12 protein-coding genes and 1 riboswitch are annotated in these 15,863 nt (G+C 69.2%); of the genes, 5 read left to right on the plus strand and 7 right to left on the minus strand.

Annotated features, from left to right (window positions below):
* Window positions 1-20: 20 nt before the first annotated feature.
* Window positions 21-1,442, minus strand: coding sequence for an amidase (locus F3S47_RS14805; protein ID WP_150446050.1), 1,422 nt, complete (start codon window positions 1,440-1,442; stop codon window positions 21-23).
* Window positions 1,443-1,605: 163 nt separating this feature from the next.
* Here F3S47_RS14805 and fghA point away from each other — a divergent pair, with 163 nt between their 5' ends.
* The 4 genes from fghA to F3S47_RS14825 are packed head-to-tail and all read left to right on the plus strand — an operon-like array spanning window position 1,606 to window position 4,421.
* On the plus strand, window positions 1,606-2,436 hold the full coding sequence (fghA, locus tag F3S47_RS14810; protein WP_150446051.1) for an S-formylglutathione hydrolase: 831 nt from the start codon (window positions 1,606-1,608) through the stop codon (window positions 2,434-2,436).
* 13 nt (window positions 2,437-2,449) lie between these two features.
* A complete protein-coding gene (locus F3S47_RS14815) occupies window positions 2,450-2,905 on the plus strand; it encodes a YaiI/YqxD family protein (RefSeq protein WP_150446052.1) in 456 nt (151 codons plus the stop codon).
* On the plus strand, window positions 2,902-3,522 hold the full coding sequence (locus F3S47_RS14820) for an HAD family hydrolase (protein WP_150446053.1): 621 nt from the start codon (window positions 2,902-2,904) through the stop codon (window positions 3,520-3,522). Before F3S47_RS14815 ends, F3S47_RS14820 begins: the two co-directional genes overlap by 4 nt.
* The gene (locus F3S47_RS14825) at window positions 3,519-4,421 is read left to right on the plus strand and encodes an ornithine cyclodeaminase family protein (RefSeq protein WP_150446054.1); all 903 of its coding nucleotides are present in this window, start codon (window positions 3,519-3,521) and stop codon (window positions 4,419-4,421) included. Before F3S47_RS14820 ends, F3S47_RS14825 begins: the two co-directional genes overlap by 4 nt.
* Before the next feature lie 13 nt (window positions 4,422-4,434).
* Here F3S47_RS14825 and cobO read toward each other — a convergent pair whose 3' ends face one another.
* From cobO to F3S47_RS14855, 6 genes are all read right to left on the minus strand, one after another.
* Window positions 4,435-5,043: a cob(I)yrinic acid a,c-diamide adenosyltransferase gene (gene cobO / locus F3S47_RS14830; protein ID WP_150446055.1), complete on the minus strand. Its 609-nt coding sequence runs from the start codon at window positions 5,041-5,043 to the stop codon at window positions 4,435-4,437.
* Between the two features lie 63 nt (window positions 5,044-5,106).
* The gene (locus F3S47_RS14835; RefSeq protein WP_150446056.1) at window positions 5,107-5,544 is read right to left on the minus strand and encodes a GNAT family N-acetyltransferase; all 438 of its coding nucleotides are present in this window, start codon (window positions 5,542-5,544) and stop codon (window positions 5,107-5,109) included.
* A gap of 388 nt (window positions 5,545-5,932) precedes the next feature.
* Entirely contained in the window at window positions 5,933-9,655 is a 3,723-nt protein-coding gene (cobN, locus tag F3S47_RS14840; protein WP_150446057.1) for a cobaltochelatase subunit CobN, read from the minus strand.
* A gap of 32 nt (window positions 9,656-9,687) precedes the next feature.
* Entirely contained in the window at window positions 9,688-10,140 is a 453-nt protein-coding gene (locus tag F3S47_RS14845; RefSeq protein WP_150446058.1) for a GNAT family N-acetyltransferase, read from the minus strand.
* Window positions 10,137-11,180, minus strand: a complete 1,044-nt coding sequence (gene cobW / locus F3S47_RS14850; protein WP_150446059.1) for a cobalamin biosynthesis protein CobW — start codon at window positions 11,178-11,180, stop codon at window positions 10,137-10,139. Before cobW ends, F3S47_RS14845 begins: the two co-directional genes overlap by 4 nt.
* A gap of 63 nt (window positions 11,181-11,243) precedes the next feature.
* A complete protein-coding gene (locus F3S47_RS14855; protein WP_150446060.1) occupies window positions 11,244-11,891 on the minus strand; it encodes a HupE/UreJ family protein in 648 nt (215 codons plus the stop codon).
* A gap of 103 nt (window positions 11,892-11,994) precedes the next feature.
* A riboswitch (cobalamin riboswitch) is annotated at window positions 11,995-12,215 on the minus strand.
* 188 nt (window positions 12,216-12,403) lie between these two features.
* Between F3S47_RS14855 and smc the strand changes: the two genes are divergently transcribed.
* On the plus strand, window positions 12,404-15,859 hold the full coding sequence (gene smc / locus F3S47_RS14860; protein ID WP_150446061.1) for a chromosome segregation protein SMC: 3,456 nt from the start codon (window positions 12,404-12,406) through the stop codon (window positions 15,857-15,859).
* The last annotated feature ends 4 nt before the right edge of the window (window positions 15,860-15,863 follow it).

Genomic DNA, 15,863 nt, shown 5'->3' on the forward strand with positions numbered 1-15,863 from the left:
CAGAGCGAGAACAGTGCCTCTCAGGGCTGTGCCGTCTGCGCGGGATCGGGCACCGCGGGGAACCGCGGCGGATGGGCCTCAATGTAGGCATGGGCCGCGCGCAGGATGCGGATGTCGTCGTACTTGCCGCCTGCGAGCTGAAACCCGACGGGCAGACCGGCGTCGGTGAAGCCGCAGGGGACCGAGCAGGCGGGCTGCTGGCTCAGGTTGAACGGGTAGGTGAAGGGCGACCATTCGGTCCAGTCGGTCATGTCGCGCCCGGGGGGCGTGTCGTGGTTCACCTCGAAGGCGGGCACGGCGACGGTCGGTGTCATCAGCAGGTGATACTCCTGGTTGAAGGCCTCCAACTCTTGCGTGAGCGAGGCGCGGGCCGCGAGCGTGCGGAACAGGTCGACGGAGGTCCAGTCGGCCGCGGTCTTTGCGTTGCTGACGAGACCGGGGTCGAGTTTCTCGCGCTCCGCCTCGGTGCAGGAGAGGTAGAGATCGCGAGAGGCGGTGAACCAGATCATCTGGAAGCAGCGGATCGGATGGCCGATCTCGGGAGCGATCTCCACGACTTCAGCGCCCAACGCCTCGAGATTCCGGGCGGCCTCGGCGACGCGCGCGGCGATCTCCGGGTCGGCCTTCGCGCCACCCAGCTCGGGCGCGTAGGCGATACGCAACCCGGTGAGACCCTTGTCCAGGTCCTGTCCCCAGTCGTCGGGCTGGCCGCGGGTGGCGTAGGGATCGCGGTGATCGTACCGGCCGATGCAGTTCAGCATGAGCACGGCGTCCTCGACGGTTCGGGTGAGTGGGCCGATGTGACTGAGATCCGGCGCGTTCGACGGGGGCCATTGCGGTGTCCAGCCGAAGGTGGGCTTGAATCCGAAGGTCCCCGTAAACGCGGCCGGGATGCGGATCGACCCGCCGGAGTCTCCGCCCTGGTGCAGGGCGCCCATGTTGAGCGCTGCCGCCGCGGCCGCGCCGCCGGACGAGCCGCCCGGAGTGAGGGTCGTGTCCCAAGGATTCCGGGTCGGGCCGAAGAGGCGGTTGTCGGTCACACCTTTCCAGCCGAATTCCGGCGTGTTCGTCTTGCCGAGGATGACGGCGCCCGCCTCTCGCATTCGTGCCGCTGGTGGCGCGTCCTGCTCGCAGGGCTTCGCGGAGCTGAGCAGCGAACCCTCGCGGGCGGGCATACCCTTCACCTCGGTCAGGTCCTTCATCGAGACCGGCACACCATCGAGCGGTCCCAGTTGCTGGCCACGCCCCCAGCGCTGCGCGCTTTTCTTCGCCTCGGCCTCGGCACCCTCGCGATCGACATGGACGTAGGCGTTGACCGCGTCGTTGTAGCGCTCGATCCGGTCCAGGGCGGCCCGTGTCGCCTCCAGTGGCGAGGCTTCTCCGGTGGCATAGAGCCGGCTGAGTTCGGCGGCGGTGCAGGTGCCGAGGTCGGTCGTCGTCAAGGGTGGGCTCCGTCGTCATGTGCGCTCGCATCGTCCAACCAGCCGAAATTGCCCCGGTTCCGGTGGGTTTGGCGGACGGCGTGCAGGACCGGAGGCTTCCCGCTGGCGGGGCGTGCACGGCGGCCCGATCCGAACTAGGGTCGCGCCAAAAGGAGATCAGCTCATGCAGACCCAATCCGAGAATCGCTGCTACGGCGGCACGCAGGGCGTCTATTCCCACAGCTCCGAGGCCACGGGGACCGAGATGACTTTCGGCCTCTACCTGCCGCCCGACGCGGCGGATGGCCCTGTGCCGCTGCTCTGGTTCCTGTCAGGGCTGACCTGCACCCACGAGAACGCCATGACCAAGGCAGGTGCCCAGGCCCTGGCCTCGGAGGCCGGGATCGCGGTCTGTTTTCCCGACACCTCGCCGCGAGGGGACGACGTGGCGGATGACGACGCCTTCGACCTCGGCAAGGGGGCCGGGTTCTACGTGAACGCGACGGAGGAGCCTTGGCATCCGCACTACCAGATGTGGGACTACGTCGCCGAAGAGCTCCCGGCACTTCTTGCGAAGGAGTTCCCGATCGACCCGGACCGGCAGGCGATCAGCGGGCATTCCATGGGCGGGCACGGGGCGCTGACCCTGGCGATGGGTCTGCCGGGGCGCTTTCGCTCCGTTTCCGCCTTCGCGCCCATCTGCAACCCGACGGAAAGCGACTGGGGCACAAAGCAGTTCGGGGCGTATCTCGGGCCGGACAGGCTGTCCTGGGCAAAGCACGACGCGACGATGATGATGCGAGAGACCGGGCTCGACGCGCCGCTCCTGATCGACACCGGCACCGACGACCAGTTCGCCGACCTGCTGAAGACGGAGGCGCTGGCCCACGCGATTGCCGAGCGCCGGCAAGAGGCGCAGATCCGGCTGCAGAAGGGCTACGACCACTCGTACTTCTTCATCTCGACCTTCATGCCGGATCACGTCGCCTTCCACGCGGAAGCGCTGTGGTCCTGAGCGGCGCTGCACGATGATCTACGTCGATGCAGACGCCTGCCCGGTGAAGGCCGAGGTGGAGCGCGTGGCGAGCCGGCACGGTGTCCGGGTCGCCGTCGTCTCCAACGGCGGGATTCGCCCCTCCGCCAATCCTCTGGTCGAGACGGTCATCGTTCCCGAGGGGCCCGACGTCGCGGACAAGTGGATCGCCGACCGCGCCGGGCCCGGCGACGTGGTCGTCACGGGTGACATTCCGCTCGCCGCGCGGGCCGTCGAGGCGGGCGCGAGCGTCCTCAAGCACGACGGGGAGGCGCTCACCGCGCGCAACGTCGGACAGGCGCTGGCGACGCGTGACCTGATGGCGGACCTGCGCGCCGCCGATCCCTTCCGCCAGGGTGGCGGGCGGGGGTTTACGAAGGCCGACCGCTCGCGTTTTCTCGACGCGCTGGAGCGCACGCTCCGTTCTCTCGAAAAAGGGGCCCGCCCATGACCGTCTCCGCCGTCGTCTTCGATATCGGCAATGTTCTCATCGAGTGGCAGCCCGAGACCTACTACGACAGGATGATCGGCCGGTCGCGGCGCGAGCGGATGTTCGACGAACTCGACCTGCACGGGATGAACGACCGGGTCGACCGGGGAGAGAACTTCACCGAGGTCGTGCAGGATTTCGCCGCGGAGAACCCCGACTGGGCGGACGAGATCATGATGTGGCACGACAAGTGGATCGAGCTGGCCTCTCCCGCCATCGATCACTCGGTTCGGCTCCTGCGCGCCCTGCGGCGGGAAGGCGTGCCGGTCTTCGCTCTGACGAACTTCGGGAAAGAGACCTTCGCCATCGGCGAGATGCACTACCCGTTCCTGGAGGAGTTCGACCGCCGGTACATCTCCGGCCACATGGGTGTCATCAAGCCCGATCCCCGGATCTTCGAAATGGTCGAGGAGGATTGCGGCGTCGCGCCGGGCGAACTGCTCTTCACCGACGACCGGCCCGACAACATCGCCGCCGCCGAGGCGCGCGGCTGGCAGACCCATCACTTCGAGGGACCGGAGGGCTGGGCCACGCGGCTCGTCGCCGAAGGCCTGCTGCACCGCGAGGCAGCGGAATGAAGGTCGTTCCTTTCGAAGCCGACGCCCAGCTTGACTGGATCGCCCTGACCGAGGCGCTGGAGGCGGGCCACCGGCTGCCCAAGGCCCAGGTCGAGGACATCTTCATCCGGCGGGGCGGCGAGACGTTGCTCAACCGCGCCGCCTGGATCGACGGGCTGGGGCTGGCGGTCAAGAGCGCCACCATTTTCCCGGAGAACCCGGCCTCGGGGATGCCGATGGTCAACGGGGCGGTGACGCTCTTCGACGATCAAGACGGGACGCTCGCCGCCCTGGTCGACTTTCACCTCGTCACGAAGTGGAAGACCGCGGGGGACAGCCTTCTGGCCGGCCGCCGCCTCGCCCGGCCGGACTCCGGGACGATCCTCATCGTCGGGGCGGGCACTGTCGGGCGCTCTCTCCGCCAGGCCTACGAAGCGGCCTTCCCCAAGGCGCGGTTCCTGGTCTGGAACCGGTCGCCGGACAAGGCCGAGCAGTTCTGCGACGAGTTTCCGCGAACCGAGGCGGTGACAGACCTCGAGGCAGGCGTGGCGGAGGCGGACATCGTTACCTGCGCGACCATGTCCAGCGAGCCGGTCATCAAGGGCGAATGGCTCCGGCCGGGACAGCACCTCGATCTCATCGGCGCCTACCGGCCCGACATGCGCGAGGCCGACGACGAGGCGCTGGCCCGGTCCCGCATATTCGTAGACAGCCGCGACACGACCATGGGTCATATCGGCGAGCTGAAGATACCGCTCGAAGCCGGGACGATCTCCCCGGATGCCGTGATCGCGGACTACTACGAGGGTCCGTTCACGCGCGCGAGCGACGACGAGATCACGCTCTTCAAGAATGGCGGCGGCGCTCACCTCGACCTGATGACCGCGCGCTACATCCTTCAGGCCTGGGAGAGGGGCTGACCTGAAGGCCGGCTCAGTACTCGACGCCCAGCTGTGCCTTCACGCCGGACCGGAAAGGGTGCTTCACCAGCTCCATCTCGGTGACCAGGTCGGCGATTTCGATCAGGTCCTCGTGCGCATTCCGGCCGGTCAGCACGACATGGGTCGAGTCCGGTTTCTCGGTCGCCAGGAACTCGACGACCTCCGCGATGGGCAGGTAATCGTAACGGATCGCGATGTTGATCTCGTCCAGAAGGACCATCCGGATCTCGGGGTCCCGGATCAGCTCCTTGGCCTTCTCCCAGGCGGCCCGCGCCATCTCGGTGTCGCGGCTGCGATCCTGGGTCTCCCAGGTGAAGCCCTCACCCATGGTGTGGAACTGGCACAGGTCGGAGAACCGTTCGAGGATCAGGTCGCGCTCGCCGGTCGACATGCCCCCCTTGATGAACTGGACGACGGCCGAAGGCATCCCGTGGGCGATGTGGCGGAAGATCATGCCGAAGGCGGCCGTGCTCTTGCCCTTGCCCTTGCCCGTATGGACGATGATCAGGCCCTTTTCCTCGGTCTTGGTGGCCATGATCTTGTCTCGCGCGGCCTTCTTCTTGGCCATCTTCTGCGCGTGGCGCTCGGCGTCGTCGGACATCTGCGCTGCTCCTTGCCTGGTGGGGCCGCCACTGTCGCGCGGGGCGGTCTCGCGGGCAAGGGCTCAGCCGATCCGAACCGAAGGGTGGAGCGCCTTGCCGATGTAGTAGCGAGTCAGTTGCGGATCGGGCATCTCGAGTCTGCCGAACACGGTGTAGCCGAGCTTTTCGTAGAACTTCGGCGCCTGGAAACCGTAGGAGTCGATGAAGATGCCGAGGATCCCCTCGGCCCGCGCCTTGTCTTCCGCCGCGCGGACCAGCTTGGCGCCGTGTCCGCGGCCGCGAGCCTCCGGGGCGACGGCGATCCACTGGACGAAGAGCCAGTCGTAGAGGCGGTAGCCCACGTATCCGGCGACAGTCTGTCCGTCCTCCGACAGCTGCAGCTGGAAGGGGCTGTTATCGAAGGGGTGACCGGCGTCGCGGGCATGTTCCGAGAGCCAGCCCGTGAGGCGCCGGCCGAAACTCTTCTCATCTTCCGTCGGCGCTCCGATCTCGATTGACATCGCGTCAAGCACTCCCTCGGCTGGTCGGCAGGTCAAACACGGTGCCGGTGGCGCTCCTGCCTCGTCCGGGACCCACGGAACAGCGATGCGCGGCTTCTGGCCGATCTGTGCCACATGTGCCCGGTATCACATTCTTGTGTGCAAGATGTGCCATCATCCTGTGGGAAACTCTTCCTGGCCCCGAAGGCCGCGAGCCGTCCGCGAAAGGAGTGCGAAGGTGAAACTCTCCCCCCGTTTGTCCATCGCACTCATCTGCGGTTTTCTGGCCATAGCCGGTCTTTCCGGGTTGATCGGGTGAAACCGGAAGGGGGTCAATCCGCTTATGCCTCCGAACGCGCACCGCGCGACACTCTTTCGGAGACCGGAAATGCAATATTTTACCCTTGGCCTACTCGTCTGCTACTTCGGCGTCGCGGCCCTCTCGGTTGTGTAAGCCAGCTGCAATAGACGTGATTCGCGACCGCGCCGAGTTCGAGCGCGGTCGCCACATCCCCCGGTCGATTGCTTCCTGAAGACGCTCCGCGATCTCCCGCAAGGCCGGCGCATTCACCTCTCCGATAAACTCCCGCACATCGTCATCTTCGAGATAGGCCGCTTCGACGAGATCGAAGTGGTGGTTCCGCACGGCACCGGTCGTGGCAGCGAAAGCGAAGAGATAGTCGACGGTCGCCGCGATTTCGAAGGCGCCCTTGTAGCCGTGGCGCGTCACTCCCTCGATCCATTTCGGGTTCACCACGCGTGAGCGCACCACCCGAGCGATCTCGTCCTCGAGCGTGCGGATGCGGGGGCTTTCGGGTCGCGAGTGGTCATTGTGATAAACAGGCCGGTCTCGTCCCTGAAGGGTCGCGACCGCTGCCGCCGCCCCGCCTTCGAACTGGTAGTAGTCGTCCGAGTCGAGCAAGTCGTGTTCCCGGTTGTCCTGGTTCTGGACGATCGCCTCGGCCTCGCCGAGCCTCGCCTCGAGGCCCTGCCTGTCGCGGCGGCCCTCCTGCCCGGCGGTGTAGGCGTATCCACCCCATTCGAGATAGGCCTCGGCCAGGTCAGACCGGTCCGACCAGAGCCGTTCGTCGATCATGGCCTGGAGCCCCGCACCGTATGCGCCGGGCTTCGAGCCGTAGACGCGCGGACCGGGGCCGGTCTCCTTCGCCCGGGCGGCCGCCGGGTTGAGATCCTCCGGCTCTTCGAGCTCTTGCACCGCGCGCGCGGCGCTGTCGAAGAGGTCGATAAGGGCGGGAAAGGCGTCCCGGAAAAAGCCCGAGATCCGCAGGGTCACGTCGACGCGTGGACGGTCGAGCACGGTGAGCGGCAGGATCTCGAAGCCGGTCACCCTCCGGTTCGCCGCGTCCCAGGTCGGCTTCACGCCCATGAGCGCAAGCGCCTGGGCGATGTCGTCCCCTCCGGTCCGCATGTTCGAGGTGCCCCAGGTCGTCAGGAGCAGCGAGCGTGGCCAGTCGCCTTCGCGTTGGAGGTGCGTATCGATCAGGAGGTTCGCGCTCTTCCACCCGAGCGCCCAGGCCGTCGGTGTCGGCACCGCGCGGCTGTCGACCGCGTAGAAGTTGCGCCCGGTCGGCAGCGTGTCGAGCCGACCGCGCGTCGGCGCGCCAGAGGAACCCGGCGCAATCGCGCGGCCGGAAATCGCGGCAAGGAAAGCGCGGCCTTCCTCCGGTCCGCAGTCCTGCACGATGGGAAGAATACGAACCCTGAGCTCGTCCAGGACCGCCTTGGTCGCGGGGCCGGGCACCTCCGGGCCGTCGTCGGAGATCAATCGCTGGGTGAGGACCTCCAGCCGCTCGACCGTGTCGCCGCAGGTCCGCCAGGTGTCTTGGGACACCTCCGCCAGCGCAATGGGCCTCTCGGTCACCGGCGCTGCCATGTCGCAGTCGAGCGGGTCGAACGACAGCCCGAGGTCCAACGCCATGGCGCGGAGCAGGGAGGCGTTCCGGTCCTTGCCGTCTCCCCGCGGAATCCGGGCCAGGGCGATAGCGAGATCGCGCGCCTGCTGGCCCTCCGGCGAGACGCCGAAGACGTGCAGCCCGTCGCGGATCTGAGCCTCTTTCAACTCGCAGAGCCAGGCGTCGAGCTTGGCGAGATCGCTGTCGGTGTCGCCGACGAAGCCCGCGTCGGAGGCGAGCCCCGTTGCCTCGGAGAGTGACAGGATCTCCTTCCGGAGGTGCTCGACCCGCCGCGGGTCCACGCCCGCCGCTTCGTAGTATTCGTCCACCAGCGCCTCGAGGTCCCGCATCGGGCCGTAGCTTTCGGCGCGCGTGAGCGGGGGCGTCAGGTGGTCGACGATCACGGCCTGCGCCCGGCGCTTGGCCTGGGTGCCCTCGCCGGGGTCGTTCACGATGAAGGGGTAGATGTGGGGCGTCGGCCCGAGGGCGATCTCTGGCCAGCAGGTCTCCGAGAGCGCGACCGCCTTGCCGGGAAGCCATTCGAGGTTGCCGTGCTTGCCCATGTGAACGACGGCCTGGGCGCGCCAGCGCTCGCGAAGCCAGAGGTAGAAGGCCAGGTAGTTGTGTGGCGGCACGAGGTCGGGGGCGTGGTACGTCGCCTCCGGGTCGACGTTGTAACCTCGGGCGGGCTGCAGTCCGACGACGGCGTTGCCGAAGCGGTGGATCGACAGCGCGAAGCCCTCGCCGTCGACGAAGGGATCGTCTTCCGGCGGGCCCCAGCGTTCGAGCACCTGCTGCTTGGCCTCCCAGGGCAGGCCGTCGAACCAGGCGCGATAGGTATCGAGCGGGAGACGTTCACCGCCCTGGCGGTCGGCCCTGTCGGTGAGCCAGTTCGTCGGCCCCGCCATGAGCCGCTCCATCAACGCGGCACCGTCCTCGGGCGGCGCGACGGCATAGCCCGACTCGGACATGAGCCGCAGGACGTGGGCCGTGCCGGCCGGCGTGTCGAGGCCGACGCCATTGGCGAGGCGGCCGTCCTTGTTGGGGTAGTTGGCGAGAACCAGGGCAACCCGGCGCTCGGCCTCCGGCGTGCGGCGCAGGCCCGCCCAGCGGGCGGCAAGTTCGGTCACGAAGTCGATCCGGTCGCCGCGCGGCTGGTAGGCCGCGATATGGCACTCGGTCGCCTCGTCGAAATAGGCGGCGTCCTTGAAGCTGATTGCACGCGAGAGCAGGCGGCCGTCGACCTCCGGCAGCGCCACGTTCATCGCGATGTCCCGGGCCGACAGCCCCGCGAGACCCTCCTGCCAGGCGTCCTCGGTCCCGCCCGAGAGAACCACCTGGAAGACCGGCGCGCCGTTCGCCGAGGGGGCTGAGAGCGGGTTCTCCGCCCCGCCCCCATCCGGCGTTCCGGTCGCGAAAGCCGTCGTGTTGAGGATCACCTCGGGTTTCGTTTCGGCAAAGAGACGGTCGAGCAGCGCACGGCTCAGATCGTCCTTCAGCGAGGCCACGAAGACCGGCATGGGGTTCAGCCCCGCGCGCAGGAGGCTGCGGGTCACACGATTGATCGGCGCCAGCCCCGCGCCCTGAACCAAGGCCCGGTAGAAGACGACCGGCACGACCGGCGCGCCTTCCGTCCAGGCGGCGCGGAGCGTGTCGAGGTCGGGGGCGGCGGCTCCGGGCCAGTAGAGCCCGGCGCGCAGCAGCGGGCGCGCGGCGGGCGGGCGCTCGCCCTCGTCCCTGACGATCGACCGGGCGGCGTGAAGGAAACGTTGCGCGTTCTCCGGTCCGCCTTCTACGAGGTAGGACCAGAGGGCGTCGTAGTCCGACCCGGAGACGGTCGAGAGGCTGCGCAGCTCGGGGTCCGGCTTGTCGTCGCCGGGCAGGAAGGCCACCGGGACCCCTGCCGCATGCAATCCGGCCGAATACTGCGCGAGCCCGTAGCGCCAATACCCCGCCCCCCCGAGCAGCCGGGCGACGACAAGGCCGCATTTCGAGGCGCAGGCCTCGAGGTGCAGGTCCACGCTCATCGGGTGGCGCAGGTGGGCGAGGTTGGCGAGACGCAGGTCCGGCGGGTCCTGCATCTCGGCCCGTGCCTCGGATAGGGCGGCAAGCTCTGTGTCGGCGGCGGAGAGGACGAGGACCTCGGCCGGGGTCTGGCCGAGGTCGACTGCGTCCTGCCCGTCGTCAATCTGTCCGGGGGTGGCGGCGAGTAGATGCATGAGGCTCCGGTCCGGGGCAGGTCGGGTCCGCGTTAAGGCAGCGGTTTCTCCATGAAGATGCTCGAGGTCTCCTCCGGATACTCCCCGAAGGCGCCGCAGGAGACGAAGCCCGCCCGCGCATAGAGCCGGTGGGCGGCGTCGAGCGTGTTGCCGGTTTCGAGCCGCATGAGGGGCAGGCCGAGCGCTCGCGCCTCCTCCGCCAGCTTGACGAGGATCATCGCGCCCACGCCGCGCCCGCGAGCGGCTTCGGCGGTGAACATCGACTTCACCTCGCCGTAGCCCTCTCGGATCGCGAGCGCGCCGGTGCCGAGTACGTCGTCCCCTTCCGTCGCGGCGAAGAAGCGGATGTCGTCACTCGTCAGCTCCTCGACCGAGAGGTAGTGGTTGTGCTCCGCCGGATAGAGGCTCTGCATCAGGGCGTGGCTCGCCTCCAGCAGCGCGCGCGGGCCGGGGTCCCGCGGGTCCGACGGGCCGACGCGGATCACGGCGCCAGCGCCGCCGAGATGGCGTCCCGGTCGAGGCCGGCCTCGCCGATCACTACGAGACGCGTTTCCCGGGCGGTCCCGGCGCTGCGGTCGAAGTAGGTCTCGATCCGGGGCCCGACCGCCTGGATGGTCAGGCGCATCGGCTTGCCCGCGACGGCGGCAAAGCCCTTGAGACGCAGGATGTCGTGCGTGCGGATCACCTCTGCGACCTTCTGCGCATAGGCATTGGGGTCGGCGATCTCTCCCAGCGTGACCACGAAACTCTCGAAATCGTCGTGGTCGTGATGGTGATGATCGTCATCCTCGTCGTCGTGATGATGGTGGTGCACCTCGCGCCGCGCCTCGAGGCTGGCCTCGGAGCCGACATTCTGGCCGAGCAGGATCTCGACCGGCAGGGCCCCCATGGCGGTGCGGATCACCTGGACCCCTGAACGCGCCTCGGACTTCAGCTTGCCGGTCAGGTCGTCGGCCTCCGGCTCTCCGAGCAGGTCGGACTTGTTCACGACGATCATGTCGGCACAGGCGATCTGGTCCTCGAAGAGCTCCGACAGCGGGGTCTCGTGGTCGAGGTTGTCGTCTGCCGCGCGGAGCCGGTCGACGGCGGCCTCGTCATGGGCGAAGCGGCCCTCCGCCACGGCCTTGCCGTCGACGACGGTGACCACGCCGTCGACGGTGACCTTCGTCGACAGCCCGGGCCAGTTGAAGGCGCGCACGAGCGGCTGAGGCAGGGCCAGGCCCGAGGTCTCGATCACGATGTGATCCGGCGGCAGGTCGCGCGCCAGCAGCTTCTCCATCGTCGGCACGAAGTCTTCGGCCACGGTGCAGCAAATGCAGCCGTTCGAGAGTTCCATGATGTCGTCGTCGGTACAGGTCTCGTCGCCGCAGCCCTTGAGGATGTCGCCGTCGACGCCGAGGTCGCCGAACTCGTTGATGATGAGCGCGATCCGCTTGCCGCCGGCGTTCTGCAGCATGTGGCGGATCAGGGTCGTCTTGCCGGCCCCGAGAAAGCCGGTGACGATGGTCGCTGGGATCTTGGCCATGAAGCCTCCTCAACGCGGGAGAGGCGACCCGAAGGCCGCCTGCCGCAAGTCATGGGTAATGGGTCAGGCGCCGGTGAGCGCCGCGACGATGGGACCTTCGAGCGTCTCGAGCGCGAGGAAGACCCCGACGCCTGCGACCGCCGCGCCGGCGAGGCGGGCATTCACGGAAGAGGCGTCGGTCGCGCCCAGAACCGTGCGCGCCACGAACTGCGCCCCAATGGCGATGGCGTACTGCGTGATCGCGAGGAAGATCAGGTAGCCGGCGAGGACCGAGGCCCCCGCGCCGCCTTCCTGCGCCGAGAGAGCGCCCGAGAAGGCCGCGCCGTGGAACAGTCCGAAGCCCGCGAAGAGCACAAGGGCCGGAGCCAGCGACAGCGCGCGGCCCGAGAGGATCACGCCGCCGATGGCGAGGATCGATACGACGATGACGGTTTCGACGGCGGGAAGGGCGAGGCCCGCGTAGGCCGCGGCACAGCCCAGGACCATGGCCGCCACATAGGCGAGCGGCGCCGTGAGCCGGGCGGAGGTGAAGAGGGCGGCGATGCCCATCGCGGCGATGAAGAAGAGATGGTCGAAGCCGAGGATCGGGTGGCCGACGCCCGAGAGCGCGCCATGGGCGAAGGTCTCCATCGGGAGACCGCCGAGCGGATGGTGGGCGAGGGCCGGCGTGGCGGTGAGCGTCGCGGCGGCGGCGAGAAGGTAGCGGTTCATGTCTGTCCCCTTCGGTTCCAAAGGGGGGTCTTACGCGGGCGGCCTCGGCGATCGGCTCTGGCAGACCCTACGGAACACCCCGTCCGTTTCTGTCTCCGGAGCTGTCCGGCTCCGGTGCATGGCAGGTCTCCTGGCTTGCGGGTCGTCGCGTCCTGCCGCCTTCCCGGGAGTGTCCCAGTGGCTGATTGGCAGGCCGCTCTCCGCCGACAGTCGCGGGGGCGGCTGCGGATTTGGGCCTCCGGCATGGATCGGCCCGGACCGCATTCCCTTTTGAGCCCCGACCGTATCCGGTCTTCGCGGGGCACCATGCTGAGCCATTGATGCGCAGCGGGACGCGCCTGCGTCAAGCGCGATTGCGACCGGGTGTCGCTCGGCTGCGGCGAGGTTAAGCGGCAGCAAGCGCAATATCTTGGGGATAAATCCGCCTGCTCGACCGCATGTGGTGGCGTCGCCGTTGACTCCGGACCTTCGCCTTCGCCAGTCTGGATTTCGAGCAGAATCGGAGAGTGCAGGTGAAGTTCACGCGGCTGAGGCTCAACGGCTTCAAGTCCTTCGTCGACCCCACGGACCTCGTCATCGCGGACGGGCTCACCGGGGTCGTCGGGCCGAACGGCTGCGGCAAGTCGAACCTGCTCGAGGCGCTGCGCTGGGTGATGGGCGAGAACCGCCCGACGGCGATGCGCGGCGGTGGGATGGAGGACGTGATCTTCGCCGGCGCCTCGTCGCGCCCGGCGCGGAACCACGCCGAGGTGTCGCTGGTGCTCGACAACACGGAGCGCACAGCGCCCGCCGGGTTCAACGACGCCGACATCCTGGAGATCACCCGCCGCATCACCCGCGACGTCGGCTCGGCCTACAAGCTGGCGGGCAAGGACGTGCGGGCGCGGGACGTCCAGATGCTCTTCGCCGACGCGTCGACGGGCGCGCATTCGCCGGCCCTGGTGCGCCAGGGCCAGATATCGGAGCTGATCAACGCCCGCCCCAAGGCGCGCCGCAAGGTTCTCGAGGACGCCGCCGGGATCGGCGGTCTCTATCAGCGGCGGCACGAGGCGGAACTGAAGCTCAAGTCGGCCGAGCAGAATCTCGCCCGGGTCGATGACGTGATCGAGCAACTGGCCAGCCAGCTCTCGCAGCTGGCCCGCCAGGCCAAGCAGGCGGCGCGCTACCGCGAGATCGGCACGGCGCTGCGCCAGTCCGAAGGCGCGCTGCTCTTCGTGCGCTGGCGCGAAGCCGACGAGGGCCGCGCGGCCGCCGAAAGCGCCCTGCGCGAGCTGACCACGGGCGCGGCTCAGGCGGAAAGCGATGCCCGCAAGGCGGCGACGGCCCGCGAGGCAGCCGAAGAAGCGCTGCCGCCGCTGCGCGAGGAAGAGGCCATCGCCGCCGCGGTCCTGCAGCGCCTCACAGTCGAGCGCGACGGCCTGGCCGACGAGGAGGCGCGGGCCCGCGAGACCATCGAGGCGCTCGATGCCCGCATCGCCCAGCTCAGCCGCGACATCGAGCGGGAGACGGGCCTCAACCACGACGCGGGCGAGACGATCGAGTCGCTCCGGACGGAGGCGGAGGAGCTCGAGGCGGCGGGCCAAGGCCACGCTGGCAAGCTGGAGGAGGCCGCGTCGCTCTCCGCCGAGGCGGCTGAGGTCCTTCAGGCCCGGGAAGGCGACCAGTCCCGCCTGACCGAAGACATGGCGCGCCTCTCGGCCCGTCACCAGGCGGCGCATCGGCTGGTCGAGGATCACCGCAAGACGCTCGCCCGCGCGGAGGGCGAATCGTCCAAGGCGCGGGCTGCCCGCGAATCCGCCGAACGGGCACTGGCCGAGGCCGAGAGGGCCATGGAACAGGCGACCGAGAAGGAGAGCGTCGCGCGCGGCACCGCCGAGAACGCGGAGAACACGCTGGCCGAGGCCGACGCCGCCCGCTCCGACGCGCAGGGACGCGAGGCCGAGGCGCGCGCCGCCCGCTCCGCCGCCGAGGGCGAGGCCTCGGCTCTGAGGGCCGAGGTTGCCGCGCTCGAAAAGCTGGTGAACCGCGACGGCCAAGACGGCCAGCAACTCCTGGACCGCGTGGAGGTCCGGAGCGGGTACGAGAAGGCACTCGGTGCCGCGCTCGCCGACGATCTGCGGGCTCCGGTGGTCGCCCCCGATGCCCTGTCCGGCTGGGTCCCGCTCCCCGGCTACTCCGACGCGGCCCCCCTTCCGGAGGGCGCACAGCCCCTGTCGGAGGTCGTCACGGTGCCGGAGGTGCTGGTCCGCCGTATCGGCCAGATCGGTCTTGTCGCGCCGGAGGACGGCCCCCGGCTGCAGGCAGCCCTTCGCCCGGGCCAGCGGCTGGTCTCGGTGGAAGGGGATCTCTGGCGGTGGGACGGCTACCGGGCGGGGGCCGCCGACGCCCCGACGGCCGCCGCGCTGCGCCTGCAGCAACTCAACCGCCTGACGGAGCTCAAGCGCGATCTGGAAGAGGTCAAGGCACGCGCTGACGGCGCGACCCGGGCGCACGAACACCTCTCTGCCCGCCTCGAAGAGCTCACGCGGGCCGACAAGGCGGCCCGCGAGGCGCGCCGGGACGCCGACCGGCTCGTGGCCGAGGCGGCACGCGCCCTCAGCCGCGCCGAGGCCGACCGCAACCTCTCGGCGGGCAAGCTGGAGACCGCCGGTCTCGCGCTGGAACGCTACGAGGCCGAAGCCGAGGAGAGCCGCCGGTCGCTGGCCGAGGCGGAACGCGCCATCGGCGACCTGCCCGACCTCGAGGGCGCCCGGCGCGAGGTCGAGCAGGTCCGCACCGCCGTCGAGGCCGCGCGGATCGCCATGATGTCCCGCCGGTCCGCCCACGACGAGTTGCGTCGCGAGGGCGAGGCGCGGGCCAAGCGCCTCCGCACCCTCGAAGCCGAGATCAAGACCTGGACGACCCGCCTCGAGACGGCGGGTCAGCGGTCTGCCGAGCTGGAGGCGCGGCGCCGGGATGCCGAAGCGGAGCTCGAAGGCGCCAAGGGCGCGCCGGAAGAGATTGCCGCGAAGCGCGAGAAACTCGCCGACTCGATCGGAGAGGCCGAGGCCCGCCGCAATACTGCGGGCGACCGGCTCGCCGCGGGCGAGACCGCCCTGCGCGAGGCCACGGTCGCAGAGCGCGAGGCAGAACGCGCGGCGTCGGAGGCGCGCGAGGCGCGGGCCCGGGGCGAAGCCCGGCTGGAGGCGGCGCGCGAGGCGGTGGCGTCGGCCGCCGCCCGCACCGCCGAGGCGCTGGAGATGCCGCCTCAGCAGCTGCCCGAGGCGCTGGGGCTCGAAACCGACAGCCTTGGAAGTCCGGATGCCATCGAGGCCGAGGTGAACCGCCTGAAACGCCAGCGCGATGCGCTGGGTGCGGTGAACCTGCGCGCCGAAGAGGACGCCCGCGAGGTTCAGCAGGAGCACGATACGCTGGTGGCGGACAAGGAGGACCTGGAAGAGGCGATCCGGACGCTTCGCTCGGGCATCGCCAGCCTGAACCGCGAAGGGCGCGAGCGTTTGCTGACCGCCTTCGAGGAGGTGAACCGCAACTTCGGCACGCTCTTCACCCACCTCTTCCGTGGCGGCGAGGCCAAGCTGGAACTGGTGGAAAGCGACGATCCCCTCGACGCGGGGCTGGAGATTCTCTGCCAGCCCCCGGGCAAGAAGCTCTCGACCCTGTCGCTTCTGTCAGGCGGCGAACAGACGCTCACCGCGCTGGCGCTGATCTTCGCGGTCTTCCTCGCCAACCCGGCGCCGATCTGCGTGCTCGACGAGGTCGACGCGCCCCTTGACGATGCCAACGTCACCCGCTTCTGCGACATGCTCGACGAGATGACCCGGCGGACCGAGACGCGCTTTCTGATCATCACACACCACGCGGTGACCATGAGCCGGATGGATCGCCTGTTCGGCGTCACGATGGGGGAGCAGGGCGTGTCCCAGCTCGTCTCGGTGGATCTCAAGAAGGCCGAGGCGATGGTGGCCTGAGGCG

The organism is Histidinibacterium aquaticum, assembly GCF_008710275.1.
In the GTDB taxonomy this organism is placed as follows: domain Bacteria; phylum Pseudomonadota; class Alphaproteobacteria; order Rhodobacterales; family Rhodobacteraceae; genus Oceanicola; species Oceanicola aquaticus.